The organism is Acidobacteriota bacterium (assembly GCA_016716435.1).
Taxonomy (GTDB): domain Bacteria; phylum Acidobacteriota; class Blastocatellia; order Pyrinomonadales; family Pyrinomonadaceae; genus OLB17.
This window is the reverse complement of sequence record JADJWI010000004.1, coordinates 35,737-56,515: the sequence shown is the minus strand read 5'-3', so window position 1 is coordinate 56,515 and position 20,779 is coordinate 35,737. Positions and strand designations below refer to the sequence as shown.

Sequence of the window (20,779 nt, the reverse complement as noted above, 5' to 3'; positions counted from 1 at the left end):
CGGTTGGATCGGTGTGAGCGTTCCTGATGCGTTGGCCATTGCATTTGCGGAGGCGTATTCCGAATATTGCCTAGCGGAAGGAATCAAGATCCCATGTTCGTTCGTTGCAGCATTTCGAACGACACGGCCATTTGTTAAGTGCTCGCTTCTAAGGCTCAATTCGCCGAGGTTCGCAATGTGCCGATCATTTGGGTGATCTCGGCCTTTAGGTGTGCAGTTACGGCCGCATAGGCCACCTCGCCGGTCAGCGGTGAACCGGAGACGGCGGGCGTGGCGTTATCTGCATCGGGAGCTGTCGATAACGCTTTTGCGTTCCCGATAATGTCGCGAGCATAAAATGGCTTACCGATCAAAATCTTGACCTTTGCCGGCCGGATCCGCCACGATTTGCGGGCCCAAACATTATGCAAGCCGTCCAACGCAACCGGGATGATCGGCAGGTCGAGTTCGGTGGCGAGGATGGCGGCACCTTTCTTGAAGTCGTGGAGCTTGCCGTCAAAGGCACGTTCGCCTTCCGGATAAATATTCAGGATGCGGCCGCTCTTTAGGCCGATGGCTCCGGCTTTCATTGCACGCAAGAGTTGCGTGTCCTGATCGATCGGGACGACCTTGAGCATTGCCGCGACGAAGCTCATGATCCGTCCGCCGAAGAACATACTGGCGCCAACGTGGAAAATATTCTTGAAGATCGCGTATGGATAGTTCGACGACAGTACGAACGGGTCGAGAAAGCTTTGGTGGTTCGGACAGATCAGGAACGGCTTCTGCTTTTCGCCATTGGCGGGCAGCATCGCCCGAAGGTTCTCAACGCCCGTCACCTCGAGCCGCATGAAAACGCGGCAGAAAAGGTTAAAACAGCGATAGAAGATAAAAGCGAACGCGATGAACACGGGACGATTCTTGAGGATCGCTTCGACCTCGGGAATATTATCGTCCGCCCCTTTTAGGATCGTTGACCAATTGAGATCGGCGCTGATAGCTGTATCATTTTTGGCCGCCGCCTGGCCTTTCGGCGTCTGCCCGACAAGCTCGATCACATTCGCAACGGTCAGTGCGTTTGCCGCCTGCTCGGCAGTAAATTCGGTCTCGAATGCCTGTTCGAGGGCGGCAAAAACCTCGGCACGGGCTAGCGAATCAAGTCCTAGGTCGATCTCGAGATTCATCTGCGGATGAAACACCGTCTCGGCATCTTTGGCGTGTTTGCGGAGCGAAGCGATCACGGTCGAGGCGACATTGGTACTCAAAAGCACTTGATCGCCTTCGGTAAGCTGCCAAGTTTTCTTTTCCGCTAAGCCGCTTGCAAGTGTACCGGTCTCGACCTCTTTTCGAAGCTCAAAACGTTTGATCTTTCTTGTCGCCGTACGCGGCAATGGTTCAGACCGCACGATGTATTCGCGGACGCGCTGATACTCCGGCAGCGAACGGCCGAGGTTGTCGAGAGCGTAGCGGACCGCTTCTTTCGAGTTCGGGAGCTTTGCCTGTTTCAGGTATTCGAAATTAGGAATGACAACGGCGACGAGCTTTTCAGCTCCGGCACGCTTTTCGGTCTTATCTTCGACTCCGATTATCGCAAGTTCTTCGACCTCCGGAGCTTTCAGGTAATGGACCTCAAGGTCTTCGGGGTGCACATTCTTGCCGGACGGCAGGACGATCACATCTTTTCCGCGGCCGACGATAAACAGATGGCCGTCCTTGTCGATCCGGCCGAGGTCGCCGGAACGGAACCAGCCGTCGTCGGTAAAGGCATCAGCGGTTGCGGTAGGGTTTTTGTAGTAGCCCGCGAAGACCATCTCGCCGCGGATCAGCACCTCGCCGACGCCGTCTTTATCCGGGTCGGCGATCTTGATCTCTGCATTGAACATCGGCTTGCCGACCGAACCGATGCGATTGTCGTCGACATATGTCGCGGTCGCGGCCCCGCTCGTTTCGGTCAGGCCGTAGCCCTGCAAGATGGTAAATCCAAGCTTGTGAAAATCGCGGGCGACATCTTCGTCAAACCGTGAACCAGCTGAGATCGCGATGCGGAGTTCGCCGCCGAAGGACTCGTGCACCTTGCCGAAAAGCTTTTTTCCTAGGTTTACGCCGAGCGTATCGCGGAGTGCTCCGTTGGTCGCGAGCATTGTGCGGAAAAGGGCCTGAACAGCGGCCGGTTTCGCCTCGACCGCGTCAAATATCTTGCTGTGAAATAAATACCAAAGCCGCGGGACCGTCGTCAGGATCGTCGGCTTGAACTCTTTCATCGCGTTGCCGAGTTCGGCGGGCGAGAGCTCTTTAAGATAGCCGACCTCGCAGCCATAAGTCGTTGCAACCCAGAGATTTACGATCTGCAAATAGGCGTGAAAGAGCGGGAGCAAGCTCAATATTCGCTCGCGCTCGGAAAGTTCGAGGACCTTATTGATGCCGTCGAGTTCGGCGATGATGTTGGCATGCGTGAGCGGAACGCCCTTAGGGGTGCCGGTCGTGCCGCTGGTGTAGATAAGGAGCGCGATGTCTTCGCCGGCGGCCTTTGGGCTTTCAGCAGCGAAGCTCTCGGGATAATCGGTCGCGGCCCACTCGGAAAAGGGCTGGAATCCGTTTGAACTGACGTCGGGCTCGGTCCCATTCGTTTGCCAGACGACGGCGGGTATGTGTCGCCCGAGCTTCTCTTCGATCTGTTTGAAGCGGTCGACCTGACCTGAATCGATAAAGGCGAGCTTTGCCTCGGAGTTTTCGAGGAAATTGGTGACCGTCTCGATCTCGCCGTGCGGGTCGACCGGCACACACACCGAGCCGCGATAGAGCGTGGCAAGGTAAGCGACGGCCCACGAGGGATGATTCTCGCCCATTACGACGACGCGGTCGCCGAACTCGACATTCTCTTGCCCGATCCTGTAAGCGACCGAGCGGATCATGCGAAGCGATTCGCCAAACGTGTAAACGTGCGAGTCATCGCCGACGATCCGCATCGCGGTGCGTTCGCTCCGCGATTCGAATGAGCGAACAAGCCTTTCAAGGTACGACCCGGTCATAAATAGCGTGTAAACAGAGTATTAAGCGACTTTGAGTAAGGATAGCAGGAAACTCGATTTTGGCAATCTTCGGAACGGGCCGCTACCGGTGTTTCGGTACGCGGAGTGAAAGGGCCGAGGGCACGACCTCAAACGTTGCGGGAAGGCGGCCGGGGAGTTCGCCATCAATGGAGATCAGCGTGAGGGCCTCATGCGGTTCCGGAAGGACCTCGATGCGGCGGGCGAGCTTGCTTTTGACCTCAGGAAGCTCGAGGTGCGAGCCCATATAGAGCGTGTAGGCATTGAGGATGATCTTTGCGGTATTGATGTCGCCGACATTAACGACATCCAGTAGGCCGTCCGCGAGTTTTGCGTCGGGAGCGATCATCATTCCGCCGCCGAAGTAGCGGGCATTTGCGATGCAAAGATTTACGGTTTGAAGACGCTTTTCGTCTCCGTCGTCTATCTTTACTCGCACTGCGATCGAGGCGAGCCCGACGACCTCTTGCAAGGTCGAGAGAGCAAAGCTCGCCCGCCCGCGGACGGTATCGAGCGGTAGCCAATCAAGCGAAGAAGAACCCTTGACGCGTTCGATTATTGACGGAGCAAGGCCGATCGACGATTCGTTGAGAAAATAGCGCTCGGTGGGCTCGCCGTTGTTATCGATAAATGAAACGCGGCCGACGTCGATCTTTCGCGTTTCGCCTTCGCGGAGAGCACGGGCGATCTCACGCGGCTCGGTCGGAAGGCCGATCGTCCGGCGGAAGTCGCCGCCGGTTCCTGATGGAAAAATGCCAAGTTCGCAGTCCTTTTTGGAAAGCAGAATTCCGTTCGCGACCTCGTTTATAGTGCCGTCGCCGCCGCAGGCGATGATCAGGCCGGCACCTTCTTCAGAGTGGCTACGGGCGAGGCCGATCGCATCGCCCGGGCCTTTGGTGAACACGACACGAAATGCGCCGAAATGGGCGCGGAGGTCGGAGGCGATGGCCGTCCATTTCTCGCGCGTTGAGCCGCCGGCGGATTTTGGATTAACGATGACGAGAGGAAGCATCGGTTACTTAAAGAACGCGGACCGATGCTCGCGGGCATATTCAGCGATCTGCTTCACTGTCTTGAACTCAGCGAGCTTGTAGTTCGCGTCGAGATTAGTCGTAAAACCGCGGCCGTCATTGGCATAGACCATGTTTTCGTAATACTCGCCGGATTTACCGGAGCACTTGGCGACGATGACGGCATCGATCTTTTGGTCGTCGTTGAGGTCCTGAAAGCCGACACCTTCTATCCAGCAGCCGAAATTAACGCCGTTGAACTGCTCGGGAAACTCAGCCACGCGACGGTTGCCGCGATAGATTGCAAACTCGGATTCGAGCGGCGGGTCGTCGTATTCCGGATTGTGCATCGTGATGAAGCAAGTGCCTTTGAAGGGCTCGAACTCGATGGCAAAGGTCTGCTCGCGGACGATATCGGTGTCGCCGGTGTTCGTTTCAAAGCAGAGCTCGCGGGCGGCCTTTGAACCGAGCGTGTTCGGTGCCATGAGCCCATCGGCCTCGGCCGGCGGTTCGGCGCGGACGGATGCTGCGGGTGCGGTATTTGCCGCGGAATTTGCTGGAGCCGGAGCCCGGTTCTCGGCGACGTTCATCCCGCCGCAGCCCGAAAGAGACAGTGCAAAAAGAGCTAGAAGGAAAATTTGCGATCTCATAAGTCGGCGTAATTATCGGATTTCAGGAGCGGGCAAGTCAATCGGACGAAGCTGATGACCGGGCGTTCCTCGGCTTCGTTTTATGCGAAACGAAGCGACAGCCGGCAGCTAACTCAACTTGAAAAGCGAACGCACTTTGTGTTCAGAAACCCTAAACACAAAGTGCGCTAAGCCATTCACGAAGTTCACAAAGGTAGTTTCTTCGCCGACCGGAAAAAATCACTATTCAGGGTTTGTCGGTGGCTGTGACGGCGGCTGCGGTTGCGGCTTGACGGCCGGTGTGACCGTCTTTTCCTTCGGTTCGCCGTTCTGGTCGATGCCGAGTTGGGCGAGAATCTCGGGCCAGTTCAGGCCGAGGGCCTGGAGTTGCTGGAGCATCGAAAAGATGACGGTCGGCCCGGTTTGAGCAAAGCGGTTGACGCCGCTTGTGTGGCCGTCGCCGTTGCCGTTTCCGCCCTGGTCGATCATCACGACCTTGTCGATATTACTGAGCGGTTCTGATACGGCACGGAAGACCGGGGCCGACGATTCGATGATCGACGGAAGTTTTTCGAGTATTGTCTGCAAGCGGGCGGCATCATTGAATTCGCGCCATGCGGCGGCCTTTTCCATGATCGCCTTTGCTTCGGCGAGGCCTTGGGCTTCGATCGCTTTCGCCTCTGCAAGACCTTTCGCCTCAAGCTTTTCTGCCTCTGCGAGACCGACGGCACGGATCTTCTCGGCCTCCGCCTTTCCCTCGGCGGCAACGGCAGCGGCTCGGCCCTGGCCCTCGCGTTCAAGGGTTTGAGCGTCAGCTTCGGCGATCGCGATCTGTGCCTGTTTGCGGCCTTCGGCCTCGAGAATGGCTGATTCCTGCAAGCCTTGCGCACGAAGAACGGCGGCCCGTCGGTCGGCTTCGGCCTGTTTGACGACCGTTGCTTCGAGTTCCTTTTCCTTACGGAGAACCTCTTGTTCCTGAACCGAGATCTGCTCCTGCGTGCGGATGCGTTCGATGCGGACCTCTTCCGCGGTGACCTTCTGCTGGGCCTGTGCATCGGCAAGCGGGCCGGCCTGATTTGCCTTTGCTCGTTCGGCTTCGATCTCGGCTTGGACCTGGGCTTTCTGGATCTCGGTTTCGCGGTTCGATTGGGCGATCAATGCTTCTGTCTCGAGGCGGACCTTCTCGCCTTCCTGTAACGCGAGCGAAGCCTTTATCTTTGAATCGCGATTGGCTTCGGCCTGGCCGATCTCGGCGTCGCGTTTTACTTCGGCCGTTCGCCGTTTACCGAGAGCGTCGAGGTAGCCTTCTTCGTCCGAGATCTCCTGAATCGTCAGGGCGTCGAGCCCGATTCCCATTTTCTCAAGGTCGCCCGCAGCTTCGGTCGTAAGCTTCATCGCGAAACTTTGGCGGTCATTGTTGATCTCTTCGACCGTCAGCGTGCCGAGAATTGCACGAAGGTGGCCCTCGAGCGTTTGGAAGACAAGCCGGTGAAACTGTTCCTGCGGCATGCCGAGAAAGCGCTCGGCGGCGGAACGGAGAGAAGTATCGTCGCCCTTGATCTTGACGTTGGCGACGGCCTTGACCGAAACGGGAACGCCCTGCACCGTATAGGCTCGCGTCGTCGCGAGCGGCACGGTGATCACGTTGAGATCGAGATATTCAACCTTTTCAAGGAACGGGAAAACGAGCGTCGCACCGCCGCGGACGAGGCGATAGCCGACCTTGGTCCCGTCTGCGAGCTTTCGGCTGCGGCCCGAAATAACTGCCGCCTGGTTGGGCGAAACCTTGATGTAGTTTCGGCTGATCAGCATTATCGCGATCAGCATTCCGATAACGACTACAAGAATAACGATGGGGATTATCAGGTTTGAAATTTCAAACATTGGGCTTCCTCTTAATACTGGTCAATTCGTTCTATCTGGCAAAAAGCGGATCCGACGATCCGGACGCTAACCTTCCGGCACAACGATAACGGAGTCGCCGGCGATGGATTTGATGGTGACGATCGAGCCCGCCGCGATCTCGGCATCGGCGCTGGCGCGGGCGAGACGCTCGACGCGTTCGTCGCCGACCCGAGCGGTGATCTGCCCAAGCGTGCCGGGTTTGATGGCGACTGTAACTTGAGCGGTCCTCCCGATGAGATCGTCGTCGGTGACGGTCGAAGACGCTTGCTGGCTGACGAGAAATCGCCCGAAGGCTGAAACAACGCCGCCAAAAATGAGCCCGCCAAGCAGGCCGGCCATTGAACTCGCTATCGCTCCATAACCGGACCATGCGGCGATCGTGCCAAAACCGCCGAACGCAGTTACAAAAACTGCGATGACTCGGCTATCAAAAAGGCCGAAATCGGGGCCTTCACCGCCGAGGTCCGCCTCGCCGCCAAACATCTCAAAAATGTCGCCGAGCACGAGCGATGCGAGCAAAAAGATGAACCCAATGCCGCCGATGATCGCGAAGAGCGTGATCAGATTGATACTTGTAAGAAAGTCCATTCGGGCTGTTCCTTGTTTTTCTTCGGTTCGTGGTTGGACGTATGATACACCGAAAATCCGGTTTTGCACCAGACAAAACGATCGCCCGCCGAGTATGTGCCACTTTTGGGCGGCAAGAGCATACGCGGCGGGCGGAAATGTAAGAGATGCAGAACCTATTTATTCTCGAGGATCTGTACGAATTTTTTGGCGGCGAGGCCGAGGCTTCGGTCTGTTCTATAAAGGACGCCGACGGGGCGAACCCACTCTTTTTCGGGGAGCTCCACGATAGCGAGTGTGCCGAGCCGCTGTTCATCAAGCACAGAGGGCAATGGCATTATCGCGATACCAAAACCGACCTCGACGGCTCGTTTAATTGTTTCGATGTTGTCGAATTCGGCGACCTTTGTGACCTCAACACCCTTTGCTTTCAGTATCTTATCGATCGCCTTGCGGGTCGGTGTATCGCGTTCGAAGTGGACGAAGTCCTGGCCGGCCAGGTCTTTTGCCTTGAGCGACGAGCGTTTGGCGAATTTATGATCCGGCGGGCAAATGACGACGAGCTTATTCGCCGGCATTTGAACGATCTTGAGTCCTCGTTTAGGCTCAGGAAACGCGATAACGCCTAGCTCTGCGTTGCCGTTCAGGACGTCGCGGACCACTTTGGTCGTGCGGGAATACTCGAGATCGATCCGAGCGGCCGGGAATTTCGACATATATTCGCCGACCTTGTCCGGCATTTCGTGGAGCCCGACGCTGTAAACGCATGAGACCTTGACTGTTCCACCGATCTTGCCGACAACGCCGCGAAGGCTCTCCTGTAGTTGGTCATAGGCGTCAAGAACGACCCGAGCTTCGCGGTAAAACACCTCGCCGGCGGCCGTAAGCCTTACTTCACGTCGACCGCGGACGCGCTCAAGCAACTGGCGATCGAAGCGTTCCTCAAGGGCCTTGATCTGCTGGCTGACGGCAGACTGCGTAACAAAATTTCGCTCGGCTGCCAAAGAAAAGCTCTGCAGATCGACCAGGTCGCTGAATATTTTTAATGATTCGATATGCATTGTATTGATTAAGAATGCTTAACTAACCGTTCATGCGAATTCATCTTCGCTTATAACTATCGTAGCTATATTCGCCTGTATTCTTAAATCCGTTGCGGGAGAATTGCCGAAAAACGAAGATGAACGTAAAATTCTGAAGTCGAAGAATTTAACGTCAGAATTTAACGGGGAACTAAATGGCTGTTACATATAGCAGAAACTTCCTATTGAGAAAGCTGCACCAGTTGACGGGTATCGTGCCGCTCGGGCTTTTCTTTTTTGTCCATATGTTCACGAACGCGAAGGCGATGAACGGCGAAAAAGTGTTTGAAAAGGCCGTACAGGACATCCACGACCTGCCGTTTCTGCTGTTTCTAGAGATCTTCGGGATATTTCTTCCGCTTGCCTTTCACTCGATCTACGGCATTATTATTTCGTCCGAAGCGCGGTCGAATGTGATGAACTACGGCTACGGCCGAAACTGGTTCTACCTGTTCCAGCGGATAACCGGGGTGTTTCTTTTCTTTTTCATCGTTTTCCACTTGCTGCACTATCGATTTGGCTTAGTTCCGGGATTAACGGACATCGCGGTGGCGGGAAATGCCGTTGGCTCGTTTGATATTGTTGCGAACGACCTTGCGATCCCGTGGGTACTTGCCATTTACATTCTCGGTGTTGCCGCGACCGCGTGGCATCTGGCCTATGGCTTTTGGCTCTTTGCGGTCGATTGGGGAATTCTGATCGGCACAAATGCCCAGCGATATGCTCTTTACGGTTGTGCGGCACTGGCATTTGGGCTGTTTGCGGTCGGGACGAACGCGGCTGTTTCGTTCCTCAGGCCGTGCGGTTTGCTTCCGGCAGCACTCTGCGAGCAGCCTGCAAAGGCAAATTCATCGGCTCCGAAACGTGTTTAGCGAAATTGGTTTGCGATGCGTCCGCGGTTCAGACGCGAACATAAAGATATGTCATCAAACGGGATAAAGATTGCGATCGTCGGCGGCGGCCTTGCGGGGCTTGCCGCGGCGTTGAAGATCGCGGAAGCCGGGCACGAGGTCGATCTGATCTCGGTCGTGCCGGTCAAACGGTCGCACTCGGTATGTGCCCAGGGCGGCATCAATGGAGCCGTAAACACAAAAGGCGAGGGTGATTCGCCGGCGAAGCACCTCGACGATACGGTCTATGGCGGCGATTTTCTCGCTAACCAACCGCCGGTCCAACGAATGACCGACATGGCGCCGGAGATCATTTACCTCTTTGATCGGATGGGCGTGCCGTTCTCTCGAACAAAGGAAGGCCTGCTCGATTTTCGCCGGTTTGGCGGTACGCTTCACCACCGAACGGCGTTTGCAGGTGCCTCGACCGGCCAGCAGCTTCTTTACGCGCTCGATGAACAGGTTCGCAAGTTTGAGGTAACCGGAAAGGTCCGCAAGTTTGAGGGCTGGGAGATGCTCTCGCTTGTGATGGACGACCATCAGGTCTGCCGCGGGCTGATCGCGATGAACCTGCAAACGCTTGAACTAAAGGCTTTTAAGGCCGACGCGGTGATAATGGCGACAGGCGGGCCGGGACTAGTTTTTGGAAAATCGACCAACTCGCAGACGTGCACCGGGTCGGCCGTTTCGGCTGCATATCAGCAAGGTGCGCGATATGCGAATGGCGAGTTCATTCAGGTTCACCCGACATCGATACCCGGCGAGGACAAGCTGCGGCTGATGAGCGAATCTGCTCGCGGTGAGGGCGGGCGAGTTTGGGTGCCGCGTGATCCGGGCGACAAGCGGAAGCCGCAAGACATTCCGACGGGCGAACGCTGGTACTTCCTCGAAGAAAAATATCCGGCCTACGGGAACCTTGTGCCCCGCGATATTGCGACCCGCGAGATCTTTCAGGTCTGCCTGGATGGATTCGGCGTCGGCGGTGAGAATCAGGTATTTCTCGACCTGACGCACGTGCCGGCCGAAACGCTGACGCGGAAGCTCGGGGCGATCCTTGAGATCTATGAGATGTTCGTCGGCGACGACCCGCGATATGTTCCGATGCGAATTTTCCCGGGCGTTCACTACTCGATGGGCGGCCTTTGGGTGGATTTCGAACAGCGGACGAACGTGCCCGGGCTGCTAGCCGCGGGCGAGTGCGATTACTCCATTCACGGTGCCAACCGGCTCGGGGCAAACTCGCTTCTTTCGTGCGTTTACGGCGGTTTTGTAGCGGCTCCGGCGGCGATGGAATACGCCAAGAACGTCGAGCGTGGCGAGACCGAAACGAATGGTATCTACGATGCGGAACTGAAGCGTCAGCAGGAGATCAACGACTCGATAATCAAGAGCGAAGGCGGCGAAAATCAATACAAACTTCACGAAGAGATGGGCAAGTGGATGACCGACAACGTAACGGTCGTCCGCTATAACGACAAACTCAAGGCCACGGACGAAAAGCTGGTCGAGCTACAGGAAAGGCTGAAGCGGATCTCGATCAACGACTCAAACCTTTGGGCGACTCAAGCGGTGCCACATGCCCGGCAGCTTAAGAATATGCTCGAGCTTGCCCGGGTTATTACACTCGGTGCCCTGAACCGGAACGAATCACGCGGTGCACATTACAAGCCGGAGTTTCCGGATCGCAACGACGACGAGTATATGAAGACGACCGTCGCAGAATATTCCGCCGAGGCACCGGTCTTCAGCTACGAAGCGATCGACGTTTCTATCGTAGAACCGCGAAAGCGGGACTACTCATCAGGCAAGCGTCCGCCGCCGCGGCCGAACAAAACCGAAGCTCGGGAAGAAACGCCGAAGAATCAGGGAAGAAACGCGGCCGCGTGATCCGGACGCTAAAAAAGAGCAGACTTTGAAGAGGCGAGAGACGCAAGGTAGTAATCGACGGAAAGTTCCGGAGACCAACGTTCGGCTGAGAAAAAGTGACGAAACGATTCATCTGAAAATTAACGTGGGTCTTGATCACCGTAGTTGCCTTCATGTATCTATTTTTGGACAGCAAGACGGACCGTTTGTTGTGAAGCATGAGCTGCCTGACTTTCGTGACATTTCGGTATGGAAGGGGCGATTAGGTTTAGCCCGTTTTAGCCAAGATGGAAAGTTCGCTGCGATCAACGGCAATGCGAAAGAAATCATTGTTTACAATATCGAGACAGGCAAAATTCAGAGCCGACTCTCGGGGCGTTCGTTAGCCGGGTTTTCGTTTAGTCCTGACGGCGAGTATGCGGTTGGCCATCATGCTCGCGATCTTTCTCATTCCATTTTTGACCTCTCGAACGGCTCCGTCGTAAAAAAGGTGAAGGGGGTAAGTAACTTCGGAAGATTCCTTATTTTTCTGACCGGCGGTATTGTCCACCAAAGGGGTGGAATCTCGCCGCCGGCCAATCCAGAAATGGAAAGCGTTTATCTTAACGCTGACTGGCAAACCATTCTCGCCGACAACGTTTCAGACAAAACTGACAGAAACGAAGGTGAAAGCGCATCAAGGCGGTCAGATAAGTCGGATTCCCGATTTCTTCTTATTGGTCCGAGTTCACACAGCATTATAAGCAATTTCGAAAAATTTATGCTTGTGGCTGTTCCGACTTTGAAGAAAGTTTCGCTGTGGAATTTGGGATCCGGCGCACTCGAAAAGGAAGTCGCGTTTAAGAAAAAAATTGTAGCTTGCCGATTCAGTTGGGACGACAGCTACCTAGCGATTTCGGACGATGAGGGAGTTACGAGAGTTTTCAAGACGGAAGGACTGGAATTAGTTACTTCTATCGGATCCAAGAAGTCCAAAGGCATTGTAGTCGGATGGAATAGGGCAGGAACGAAAGTTCTAATTCAGGCCAAAGACGGTAAAGGTATCGGCGGTTATGACTCAACTTCCGGCAAATTCCTTTTTGACTTTCCTGATTCTTCATCCGGCGAGACGTCTATAGGAAATACTTCAGAGATGCTCTTAACTAAACCTAAGAATGATAATTCCGTACTCTTTCATCTATGGGAAACCGATACGGGCAAGCTTTTGGCGAGTGTTCCTCGACGAACGGGGGAGAAATCAGCATCTTTTATCAAATGGAGTGCCGATGACTCGATGATTGCGGTGACTGAAGGTATCAAGACCAGGATATCAGTTTGGAATATCAAAGGAGAACGACTTCAGACTCTGGCTAATTCCAGCATGCCGATGCAGTTTAGTCACGATGGCAGATACTTGATTACAGGCGGTATTTCAACTGATGATCCCAAAGTCGACATGGGCTATATTTGGGAACTCGTCCGGTAGAGTATAGCTGAATGAGAGTGTAAGCAAAGGGCATGGGTCGTGCTGTCGATTTTTGATCACGGACCAGAGAGCTTTGGTTGTCATTCCGTTCGTTACAACACGGTGAAAAAAGCAGAAAATGAGTGAAAGCAACCATATAGAAAAAAAGCGGCTGGAGACGCCGCCGGCGAAGTTCAAGCTGAAGATACAGCGGCGTGAGAAAGAGGGCGCACCGGTGAGCTGGGACACGTTTGAGCTGCCGTATCGGCGAAACCTGAACGTCATCTCGGCATTGATGGACGTGCGCAAAGAGCCGGTAACCATAGAGGGCAAAGCGACAACGCCGCCGGTTTGGGACATGAGCTGTCTTGAGCAGGTCTGCGGCATCTGTACGATGGTGATCGACGGGACGGTGCGGCAATCGTGTTCGGCGCTGATCGATGATCTGTTGCTTGCTTCGGGCTCGGACACGGTGACGCTTCAGCCGATGTCGAAGTTCCCAAATGTCCGCGACCTTAAGGTTGACCGGACGAAGATGTTTGATCACTTGAAACAGGTCCACGCTTGGGTCGAACTCGATGGCAGCCATAGCCTCGGGCCGGGGCCCGCGATCTCGAACGAGGTCGCACAGGAGCGTTACGCTCTCTCGCGGTGCATGACGTGCGGCTGCTGTCTTGAGGCGTGCCCGCAGTACGGCGACGACAATTACATCGGCCCACAGGCGATCGCTCAGGCTCGGCTGTTCAATATGCATCCCGTCGGCAAGACCGATATTGATGAACGGCTCAATGGGCTGATGGGCGAAGATGGCATCACCAATTGCGGCAATGCGCAGAATTGCGTTCAGGTCTGCCCGATGTCTGTGCCTCTGACAAAGGCGATCTACGAAACGAACCGCGACATCACTGTCAACGCGCTTTTTGGCTGGCTAAAGAAGTAAGCTTAGGGTAATTTTAGGACTCAGCGGCCGCTGCCGATGCGGCCGTTTTCTATTGGACGGTAAGGATGTGTGCGTATTCCGGCACGTCGGTACTGCCGATGAGACCGCGGTCGCAATCGGCGACAAACTCCTCGAGCTTGTCAGGCCGTAGCGGCGCGCTAAAAAGGTAACCCTGGCCGGAGTCGCAGCCGAGTGTCCGCAGAGCCGATATCTGATATTCGTGCTCTATGCCTTCGGCAACCAGGCCCAGATCGAGGTTGCGTGCCAAGGCGATGATCGTCCGGACGATCTCGGTGTTCGAGCCATCCTCTCGGATCATTTGGACAAACGACTTGTCGATCTTCAGCCGCGAGATCGGCAGCCGCACCAAATAACTGAGGTTTGAGTAGCCGGTGCCGAAATCGTCAATGTCTATCTCAACTCCGAGGTCGCGCAGTTGGGCAAGCATCGCGATGGCACGGTCCTGGTGTTCAAAGAAAACCGACTCGGTTATCTCAAGCCGAAGATTTTCGGGCGAAAAGCCGGCCTGCGAGAGTATCAACTGGATGCGGCCGACGAGGCCCGTGCTGCGAAACTGCTGCGACGAAAGATTTACGTTCACCTTCGTATGAGCATAGCGAGGGAACTTGCGATGTATATTGCGAACGTGGGTGCAGGCGGCTCGAAGAATGTTTTCGCCAAGCGTATCTATCCAGCCGATCTCCTCGGCAAGCGGAATGAAACGGCCCGGCGAAATCTCGCCAAGTTCCGGATGATGCCAGCGGGCAAGGGCTTCAAAGCCGGTCAACTCGCGGTCAGTCAGCGAGAAGAGCGGCTGGAAGCAGACCTCGATCTTTCCTTCCTTTATCGCTTGCCGCAGATCGGTCTCGAGCCGAAGTGTTTCGCTGGCTTCCGCGTGCATTGAGTCATCAAAGATCTCGTATCTCGCCTTTCCTGACCGCTTCGCGTGGTACATTGCGGTGTCGGCATCGCGCATCATGTCCTCGGCCCGCTCGTGCCGCTCCGATGCATGAAGGATACCGATGCTCGCCGAGCTGTAAACTATGTGTCCGCGTAGGTTGAAGGGATTGGCCAGGTTTCGCTGGATTCGCTCGGCCATGCCGGCGATCTCAACGTCGTCGTAGGTTCCTTCGACCAAGACGGTAAACTCGTCGCCGCCGAGCCTGGCGACGAGATCGTGTGGACGGATCGAATTCTTTAACCGGTTCGAGATACTGATCAGGAGCTGATCGCCGACCATGTGCCCGAGGCTGTCATTGACGTACTTGAAGCGGTCGAGATCGATAAAAAGGACACTGGTGCGGTGGTTCTTTTCCCTATGCGAGCGTTCGAGGGCCTCGGTGAGTTTCTGTTGAAAACAGTTTCTGTTCGGGAGGCCGGTCAGCAGATCGTGCGTCGCCTCGTGCACAAGCTTTTCTTCTGCGATCTTGCGGGCAGTTATGTCCTGCATCTGAAATATTATTTCGCGGCCCTTTGAGACATCCGCTGCAGCGAGCGACATACTCCAAAGCGTCCAAACCGCCTCATTGTTTCGATTTCGGCAACGCTGTTCCATCTGATGCGATGCGACAGTGCCCGAGGCGACTTCGCCAACGCGGAAAAAGACATTTGGAAGGTCTTCCTTGAAAAAGATGTGACGGACAGAAAGTTCGCGCAGTTCGTCATTCGGATAGCCAAGCATATCGCAGAGAGCCGTGTTCACCTTGAGCAATTTGCCGCCTGGTTTGACCAGTGCGATGCCGATCGGAGCATTATCGAAAGCACTACGAAACCGCTCTTCGGATTCGGTAAGGGCTTCAGAGCGCTCTTCGATCATCTTGGCATACTCTTGCGCCTTTTCGGCTTGTTCGGCACTCATCTCGACGTTCCGCATGTACATACGATACGAAAAGTAAATGAAGAGCAATATAGGGAATGCGAGGAGGGCAACGACGAAGCCTGCGTAATCGACCAACTGCACCAGAAGGCCCGCCCCGGCGGCGCCGACCAGATAAGTTATAAAGCTCCAGAGGTATCTGGATGTCCAGGTCTCAAGCAGCGGGGCACCTTGATTGATCGAATCGTAGAGTGAAGCGAGGACGGTATTGACGGCAAACTGCGTCAAGGCCATCAGCGAAAGCGCCAGGAGAAAATCGCGGAAATACGGTGCCTGTCCGTGGAGCTGCGGTTCCGAATAAAGCCCGGAGATGACCAAGACGCCATAGACTGCGGCAGTCGAGATTGTGAGGGCCGCGGTGTTGAAAAGAATCGTCCGGTATTTTTTGCAGAATCGCCAGGCCGAAAAGAAAGTATCGACAGCCGAAAGCAGGATCGCCGCCTCACCGCCAAACATTAGTAACGTCAGATAAACGAAGATGTCAGAGACGGCTATGTGCGATTTGATCGTTGGGATGCGGATCAGTACTCGCGAGGCGAGCAGTATCGTGCAACCGGCGAGTATAAGAAACCGGGTGTCCAGCGAATTGACAGGGAGCGTCGCGGCTGCATAGGCGAAGACCGCGGCGCCGACCAAGATGGTCAAACCAACATAGTAGTTGATTGCGTTCGAAGCGGGGAACTGCTCGGTTGAGCTCTCGGGCATAAGATTACCACTTGTTCTGTAAAGGAGCCGGGGGGTGAAATAGCGAGGGAGGAAGATGGGACGGGTTAGACCCAAAGAGAAGTATAACCCATTCCCACACTAAAAATAAACAAGTTTTTACACGAACAATGTCGTGCATTTCCCGGTATTCCGGAGTCCTGCGTTGGCGAAGCTGCGGTGGGCGTGTTTTGCCTCATCGTTGCTCAGCAGGCAAACATACATCGCCCGGCCCAAAAGCCGCCGGCAAACCTCTGCCAAACAGGTTGCACCGATCCCCCGTCCGCGGTACCCCGGAGCAACATAAATGCCTTCGAGGTAGATAACATCCGATGCCTCGGCGATGATGTCGGCTTTGAAAACGAGCCGGTCACCATCGAAGACCACGAAAACCCGGCCTTGTTCTATTCGCCGTGCACACCGCTTCATGAAGCCTTCGCGGTCGCGGCTCATCGGGTCGATGCCGGATTCGATAAAGGCGACCTCTGCCTGTGCCCTCGCGATCTGGTCCAGATCCTCAAGCCGAGCCTCGCGGATATGCCAGTCGCATCGCTGCACCGGAAACGGGAAATCCGTCTGGAACAGAAGTTCGGTGCATTTCAGCCGCGGGGTCATTGTCCCGATGGCATAGAGTTCAAAGAACCGTTCGGCTACGTCGTCGTCGGACATGATCAAGTTGATCGGGATTCGCGACTGGCGTGCCTTCAGGGCAAATGCCCGCAGGGAGCGATCCGACCGGGCCTCGATCAGCGTCGAATGGCCGATCAGTGCGACACCTTCAAGCTCGCACTTCTCGTCGAAGTAGCCGTAGAACACGCCTCGATTCAATTTGCCTTCAATGCCGTTGTCGGTAATGAAGCTGCTCATCACGACGGTGTGGACCGGCCGCCTTGCGAGGAACTCGGTAACCGCTTCAAGGTCTTCGGCGTTCAGTGATCGTAGGTTTGAAAGATCGTAAGCAATGCTCGCTGTGACCGGTTCGATGTCCGGATACACTTCTGGCGTTGCGGCAACATACGCGTTCAGCATGACGGTGATCCTCCTCCTAAAGGTATTCTCGGTCTCAGGTATTCTTAGAAAGTAAGCACAGGCTCCATTCTCGGCGTACGGTCGCCGATAAGAACACCGTCTCCGATAAGAACACCATCTCCGATGAGGACACCATCTCCGATCAAAACGCCGTCGCCGATGAGAACGCCGTCGCCGACCAGCACTCCGTCTCCGACAAGCACGCCGGAAGGCATCAGGACTGTTCCTGAACCTGAAGCTCCGCCGTTGCTGGTCATCACGTTAGTATTGAGCGAAAGTCCTCCCGAGTAATACGAGGTCGTATTTAGGGTGAACAAGCCAAGTGAGTTCGCGATGCCACTATCGGGCGTAAAGGCCGGCCGGTAAACGACCTGGAACCGCGTTACGAGATTTGAACCCGTAATGAAGGAATGGCTCGTTGTCATCACCTGCGACCACGGGAAGGTGTTTCCGCCGATGGTCGAGGATGTTGCAGGCATCGACCATCCGGAGACCATCATCCATGAAGCGCGGCCGACTCCCGATGAATAATTGAGATCGCCACGGAAACCGCCGACAAGAGCCAAGGCACCGTCAAGGTTGAGCTGTCCTGCTCCTTGCTCGAACATATCCGAACCGGCCAGCGGCTGAGCGGTATATTGAAGGATCATCCGAACCATTCCGGGGGTCAGGTTCGGGTTCGCCTGGAGCAGCAATGCTGCTGCACCGGCGACGATGGGGGCGGACATCGAAGTTCCGCTCTGGTACATCAGAGCGTCTGCGGCAGTCTCACCTGAGGCAAGAGGAACATCGAGTTCAGGGGCTGAGGTGGAGCGCAGGTTGTTCGGTGCCCGATACGAGATCAACTGGTTGCCCGGGGCAACGAGGTCCGGCTTCATCACGTTATCGAAAACGCGCTGGCCGAGCGAATTTGTATAGAAGCTGCGGGTCGGGCCGCGTGAGCTATAGGTCGTAACGCGGTCGTCGCTGCGATTTGTGGTGCCGTAGCTGTTGCTTGCGCCAACCGTGATCACCCACGGGCTGTTGCCGGGCGAGTGGATCGAGCCATAGAGCTTTCCTCCGGCAGGAGCTCGGCCGAGATTACCAGCTGCAGCAACTACAACTATGCCGTTATTTACAAGTTCCTTGACCTTGAGGCCGATCGGGTCGTTGGTATAGGTATCGACCGCGACCGTGCCGAGGCTGAGGTTAACGACCCGGATGTTGTGCTGGGTGCGGTTCTGAAGGATCCAATTAAGTCCGTTCAGCAGCCACGAGGTCTGGCCGACACCGTTGTTGTTGAGAACCTTGACACTAATGATGTTCGCGTTCGGAGCTACGCCGCGATAGGCGCCATTGTTCTTTGCCGAATTGCCGGCGGCGAGCCCGGCTACGTGAGATCCGTGTCCATAGGCATCGCCGGTTCCGTCGCCGGTAAAATCAACATTTGCCTTGACCCTTGACTGGCCGTTCGCATCAAGCCAACCCGCGTGTCCGGTGAAAATTCCTGAATCGACAACAGCAATGCCAACGCCTGTACCGGTCAGGTTCATCGACTGGCCGCCGATCTGCTGAATCCGGCTGCCGGTCGCGCCGATCGTATCTTCCACGTGGCCCGTGCGTGCGGTCTTGCGATCCGGCGAAATGTAGTTGATGAGTCCGCTTCGCGAAAGCTCTTCGAGCGAACCTATCGGAAGCTCGACGACGAGCGTGTTTGAGGTTCCGATGCGGTCGTGAACAAGGATCCCGTGTCGGTCGAACGTCTCGCGAAGCACGGGTGAATTGGCGTTTTTCGCCTGCATGATCGCGTTGATCCGCTTGTTGGCGGGCTGCGAGGCGATCATGTCGCGGAGGTCGGCCGAGACGTTGTCGCCGCGGTATTCATTAGGCGAAGCGGCCGAGGCATCGGCTACGTTTGCTCCGGCGATCGAAGCGATCTCGATCACGTCAAATACTTCGCTGAGTTCCGGGTGGGCGGCGATGAGTTCACCGTAAACCGAAGCAGAGGCACCGGCGATGAGCCGGACGTCACCTTCGGTAATAGCTTCCCAAAGCACGGACCTGAGCGATGATTCCTGAACAAACCCCTTGATATTGTTGATGAAAAGAATGACTTCGCCTTCCTGTGCGGCGGCGTCCTCTATAACGGTGGTGAGCCGATGTGCGAGGTCAGCCTGCGAGCGGGCGTTCGAGAAGAGATTCGCGTCGTCAAGAACAACGACCGCCTTGCCCTGAAGCGGTGCCGGTACGCTGCCCTTTGCAATGCGGATCGCGAGCTGTTCAACAACGGGTCGCTGTGCGCTGTTGAATTCGTCGATGAGAAGAAGCTGACGGCCGGACTTACCAACTAACGCATTGATGAGGTCAAGAGCCTCGCGATCAAAGCTTAGGTCCTCTCGCAGGCTTCCTTGACGGCCAAGCTGCGTAAGGTCAACGGTAAATTCGGCACTGGTCAAACTTCGTTCGGCGTTCCCGGCCGCGGGTGCGGCGGTGATCATAAGGACGTTCGAGAAGAGCAGCGAGGCGAGGGCAAATGCCCCGACTGCTGCTCTGAACGTTCCTTTTATTCGGCTCTCGATAATCATCTCTATTAGCTCCTGCAATACCCTAAATCGTGGGAGAAGGGGCATTTCTGCCGCCGTTTCTAAATACAAGGGATGTGCCACTAAGCTAAGTGAAGAAATAGAATGAGTTAGCGTGAGAGATGGGTGCAGATGATGCAAAATGCTCTGGCAGGTTGAATGAATTGCTCGGTCAAGTTGACCGAAAAAAAAGAACGCCCGAGGGCGTCCTTTAGAAAAAAGCAGTTTGAGGTCTGGATCAGATCTGAAGCACGTCGATCAATTCCTGTACGGAAGCGGCACTCTTTTGGAGGGCAACACGCTCGTCGTTGGTCAGGTTGATCTCGATGATCTGCTCGACGCCGTTCTTGCCGAGCTTGACCGGGACGCCGACGAAGAGGTTCGAGACGCCGTATTCGCCTTCGAGGAAAACGGCACAAGGAAGTATCTTCTTCTTATCTTTGAGAATCGCTTCGGCCATTTCGACCGCACCGAGCGACGGGGCGTAGAATGCCGAGCCGGTCTTGAGCAGGCCGACGATCTCGGCACCGCCGTTAGCCGTGCGGTCAACGATGGCATCGATCTGCTCCTTCGGCAGAAGTTCGGTGATCGGGATTCCGGCACAGGTCGAGTAACGCGGAAGCGGCACCATCGTATCACCGTGGCCGCCAAGGACGAACGCAGTAACGTTCTCGACCGAGACGTTCAGCGCCTCAGCCAGGAAGCAGCGCATGCGGGCGGCATCAAGCACGCCGGCCATTCCCATCACGCGGTTCTTCGGGAAGCCCGAACGGCGGAATGCGACCTGCGTCATCGCGTCGAGCGGGTTTGAGACGACGATGATGAACGAATTCGGGCTGTACTTCGCGACCTGGTCGGTGACCTGGCCAACGATATCCGAGTTTGTCTTCAAGAGGTCGTCGCGGCTCATTCCGGGCTTGCGGGGAAGTCCGGCGGTGATGATGACGATGTCCGAATCTGCCGTTTCCTCGTAGGAATTTGCACCGACGAGCTTTACGTCAAAGCCGTCGATCGGGGCAGCCTGCGCCAAATCAAGGGCCTTGCCCTGCGGCGTGCCCTCAACGATGTCAACCAAAACGACGTCCGCCAGCTCCTTGCTCGCGATCCAATGAGCCGCCGTCGCACCAACGTTTCCTGCCCCAACAACCGTAACCTTGTTTCTTCCAGCCATTTCTTAGTTTCTCCAAATAGTTGATTTATAAGCGTGTTTTGTTAAAGGAACTATTCTATGATGTGAGAAAACATCCCGCAA

Annotated in this window: 14 protein-coding genes; 4 read left to right on the top strand and 10 right to left on the bottom strand. The window is 55.6% G+C overall.

Annotation, left to right across the window (positions count from 1 at the left end):
- Positions 1 to 155: 155 nt before the first annotated feature.
- The 6 genes from IPM21_09770 to IPM21_09745 form a co-directional block, all read right to left on the bottom strand.
- Entirely contained in the window at positions 156 to 3,008 is a 2,853-nt protein-coding gene (locus tag IPM21_09770) for an AMP-binding protein (GenBank protein ID MBK9164184.1), read from the bottom strand.
- An 82-nt stretch (positions 3,009 to 3,090) separates the two neighbouring features.
- The gene (locus IPM21_09765; protein ID MBK9164183.1) at positions 3,091 to 4,038 is read right to left on the bottom strand and encodes a diacylglycerol kinase family lipid kinase; all 948 of its coding nucleotides are present in this window, start codon (positions 4,036 to 4,038) and stop codon (positions 3,091 to 3,093) included.
- 3 nt (positions 4,039 to 4,041) lie between these two features.
- Positions 4,042 to 4,686, bottom strand: coding sequence for a hypothetical protein (locus IPM21_09760; protein MBK9164182.1), 645 nt, complete (start codon positions 4,684 to 4,686; stop codon positions 4,042 to 4,044).
- A 222-nt stretch (positions 4,687 to 4,908) separates the two neighbouring features.
- On the bottom strand, positions 4,909 to 6,549 hold the full coding sequence (locus IPM21_09755; GenBank protein ID MBK9164181.1) for a flotillin family protein: 1,641 nt from the start codon (positions 6,547 to 6,549) through the stop codon (positions 4,909 to 4,911).
- Between the two features lie 66 nt (positions 6,550 to 6,615).
- On the bottom strand, positions 6,616 to 7,158 hold the full coding sequence (locus IPM21_09750) for a hypothetical protein (GenBank protein ID MBK9164180.1): 543 nt from the start codon (positions 7,156 to 7,158) through the stop codon (positions 6,616 to 6,618).
- A gap of 155 nt (positions 7,159 to 7,313) precedes the next feature.
- On the bottom strand, positions 7,314 to 8,198 hold the full coding sequence (locus IPM21_09745) for a LysR family transcriptional regulator (GenBank protein ID MBK9164179.1): 885 nt from the start codon (positions 8,196 to 8,198) through the stop codon (positions 7,314 to 7,316).
- Positions 8,199 to 8,374: 176 nt separating this feature from the next.
- Here IPM21_09745 and IPM21_09740 point away from each other — a divergent pair, with 176 nt between their 5' ends.
- The 4 genes from IPM21_09740 (at position 8,375) to sdhB (ending at position 13,359) form a co-directional block, all read left to right on the top strand.
- On the top strand, positions 8,375 to 9,091 hold the full coding sequence (locus IPM21_09740; GenBank protein MBK9164178.1) for a succinate dehydrogenase: 717 nt from the start codon (positions 8,375 to 8,377) through the stop codon (positions 9,089 to 9,091).
- Between the two features lie 48 nt (positions 9,092 to 9,139).
- Positions 9,140 to 10,996 carry a succinate dehydrogenase flavoprotein subunit gene (gene sdhA / locus IPM21_09735; GenBank protein MBK9164177.1) on the top strand — a complete coding sequence of 619 codons (1,857 nt, stop codon included), beginning with the start codon at positions 9,140 to 9,142 and terminating at the stop codon, positions 10,994 to 10,996.
- Positions 10,997 to 11,186: 190 nt separating this feature from the next.
- Positions 11,187 to 12,440 carry a hypothetical protein gene (locus IPM21_09730; protein ID MBK9164176.1) on the top strand — a complete coding sequence of 418 codons (1,254 nt, stop codon included), beginning with the start codon at positions 11,187 to 11,189 and terminating at the stop codon, positions 12,438 to 12,440.
- Between the two features lie 118 nt (positions 12,441 to 12,558).
- Positions 12,559 to 13,359 carry a succinate dehydrogenase iron-sulfur subunit gene (gene sdhB, locus IPM21_09725; GenBank protein ID MBK9164175.1) on the top strand — a complete coding sequence of 267 codons (801 nt, stop codon included), beginning with the start codon at positions 12,559 to 12,561 and terminating at the stop codon, positions 13,357 to 13,359.
- Between the two features lie 49 nt (positions 13,360 to 13,408).
- Here the strand turns inward: sdhB and IPM21_09720 are convergent, their stop codons facing one another.
- The 4 genes from IPM21_09720 to mdh all read right to left on the bottom strand — a co-directional run bounded on the left by IPM21_09720 (position 13,409) and on the right by mdh (position 20,698).
- The gene (locus tag IPM21_09720; protein MBK9164174.1) at positions 13,409 to 15,940 is read right to left on the bottom strand and encodes an EAL domain-containing protein; all 2,532 of its coding nucleotides are present in this window, start codon (positions 15,938 to 15,940) and stop codon (positions 13,409 to 13,411) included.
- Between the two features lie 117 nt (positions 15,941 to 16,057).
- Positions 16,058 to 16,966 (bottom strand): GNAT family N-acetyltransferase, encoded by a 909-nt coding sequence (locus IPM21_09715; GenBank protein MBK9164173.1) that lies wholly within the window; start codon positions 16,964 to 16,966, stop codon positions 16,058 to 16,060.
- 44 nt (positions 16,967 to 17,010) lie between these two features.
- Positions 17,011 to 19,530, bottom strand: coding sequence for a S8 family serine peptidase (locus IPM21_09710; protein MBK9164172.1), 2,520 nt, complete (start codon positions 19,528 to 19,530; stop codon positions 17,011 to 17,013).
- Positions 19,531 to 19,765: 235 nt separating this feature from the next.
- On the bottom strand, positions 19,766 to 20,698 hold the full coding sequence (gene mdh / locus IPM21_09705; GenBank protein ID MBK9164171.1) for a malate dehydrogenase: 933 nt from the start codon (positions 20,696 to 20,698) through the stop codon (positions 19,766 to 19,768).
- Positions 20,699 to 20,779 lie beyond the last annotated feature (81 nt).

Bases quoted from the DNA above. Each gene is read 5' to 3' on its own strand.
- IPM21_09715 (MBK9164173.1), bottom strand. From the start codon at position 16,966: ATGCTGAACGCGTATGTTGCCGCAACGCCAGAAGTGTATCCGGACATC.
- IPM21_09760 (MBK9164182.1), bottom strand. From the start codon at position 4,686: ATGAGATCGCAAATTTTCCTTCTAGCTCTTTTTGCACTGTCTCTTTCG.
- IPM21_09750 (MBK9164180.1), bottom strand. From the start codon at position 7,158: ATGGACTTTCTTACAAGTATCAATCTGATCACGCTCTTCGCGATCATC.
- IPM21_09755 (MBK9164181.1), bottom strand. From the start codon at position 6,549: ATGTTTGAAATTTCAAACCTGATAATCCCCATCGTTATTCTTGTAGTC.
- mdh (MBK9164171.1), bottom strand. From the start codon at position 20,698: ATGGCTGGAAGAAACAAGGTTACGGTTGTTGGGGCAGGAAACGTTGGT.
- IPM21_09710 (MBK9164172.1), bottom strand. From the start codon at position 19,530: ATGATTATCGAGAGCCGAATAAAAGGAACGTTCAGAGCAGCAGTCGGG.
- sdhA (MBK9164177.1), top strand. From the start codon at position 9,140: ATGTCATCAAACGGGATAAAGATTGCGATCGTCGGCGGCGGCCTTGCG.
- IPM21_09765 (MBK9164183.1), bottom strand. From the start codon at position 4,038: ATGCTTCCTCTCGTCATCGTTAATCCAAAATCCGCCGGCGGCTCAACG.
- IPM21_09720 (MBK9164174.1), bottom strand. From the start codon at position 15,940: ATGCCCGAGAGCTCAACCGAGCAGTTCCCCGCTTCGAACGCAATCAAC.
- IPM21_09745 (MBK9164179.1), bottom strand. From the start codon at position 8,198: ATGCATATCGAATCATTAAAAATATTCAGCGACCTGGTCGATCTGCAG.
- sdhB (MBK9164175.1), top strand. From the start codon at position 12,559: ATGAGTGAAAGCAACCATATAGAAAAAAAGCGGCTGGAGACGCCGCCG.
- IPM21_09770 (MBK9164184.1), bottom strand. From the start codon at position 3,008: ATGACCGGGTCGTACCTTGAAAGGCTTGTTCGCTCATTCGAATCGCGG.
- IPM21_09740 (MBK9164178.1), top strand. From the start codon at position 8,375: ATGGCTGTTACATATAGCAGAAACTTCCTATTGAGAAAGCTGCACCAG.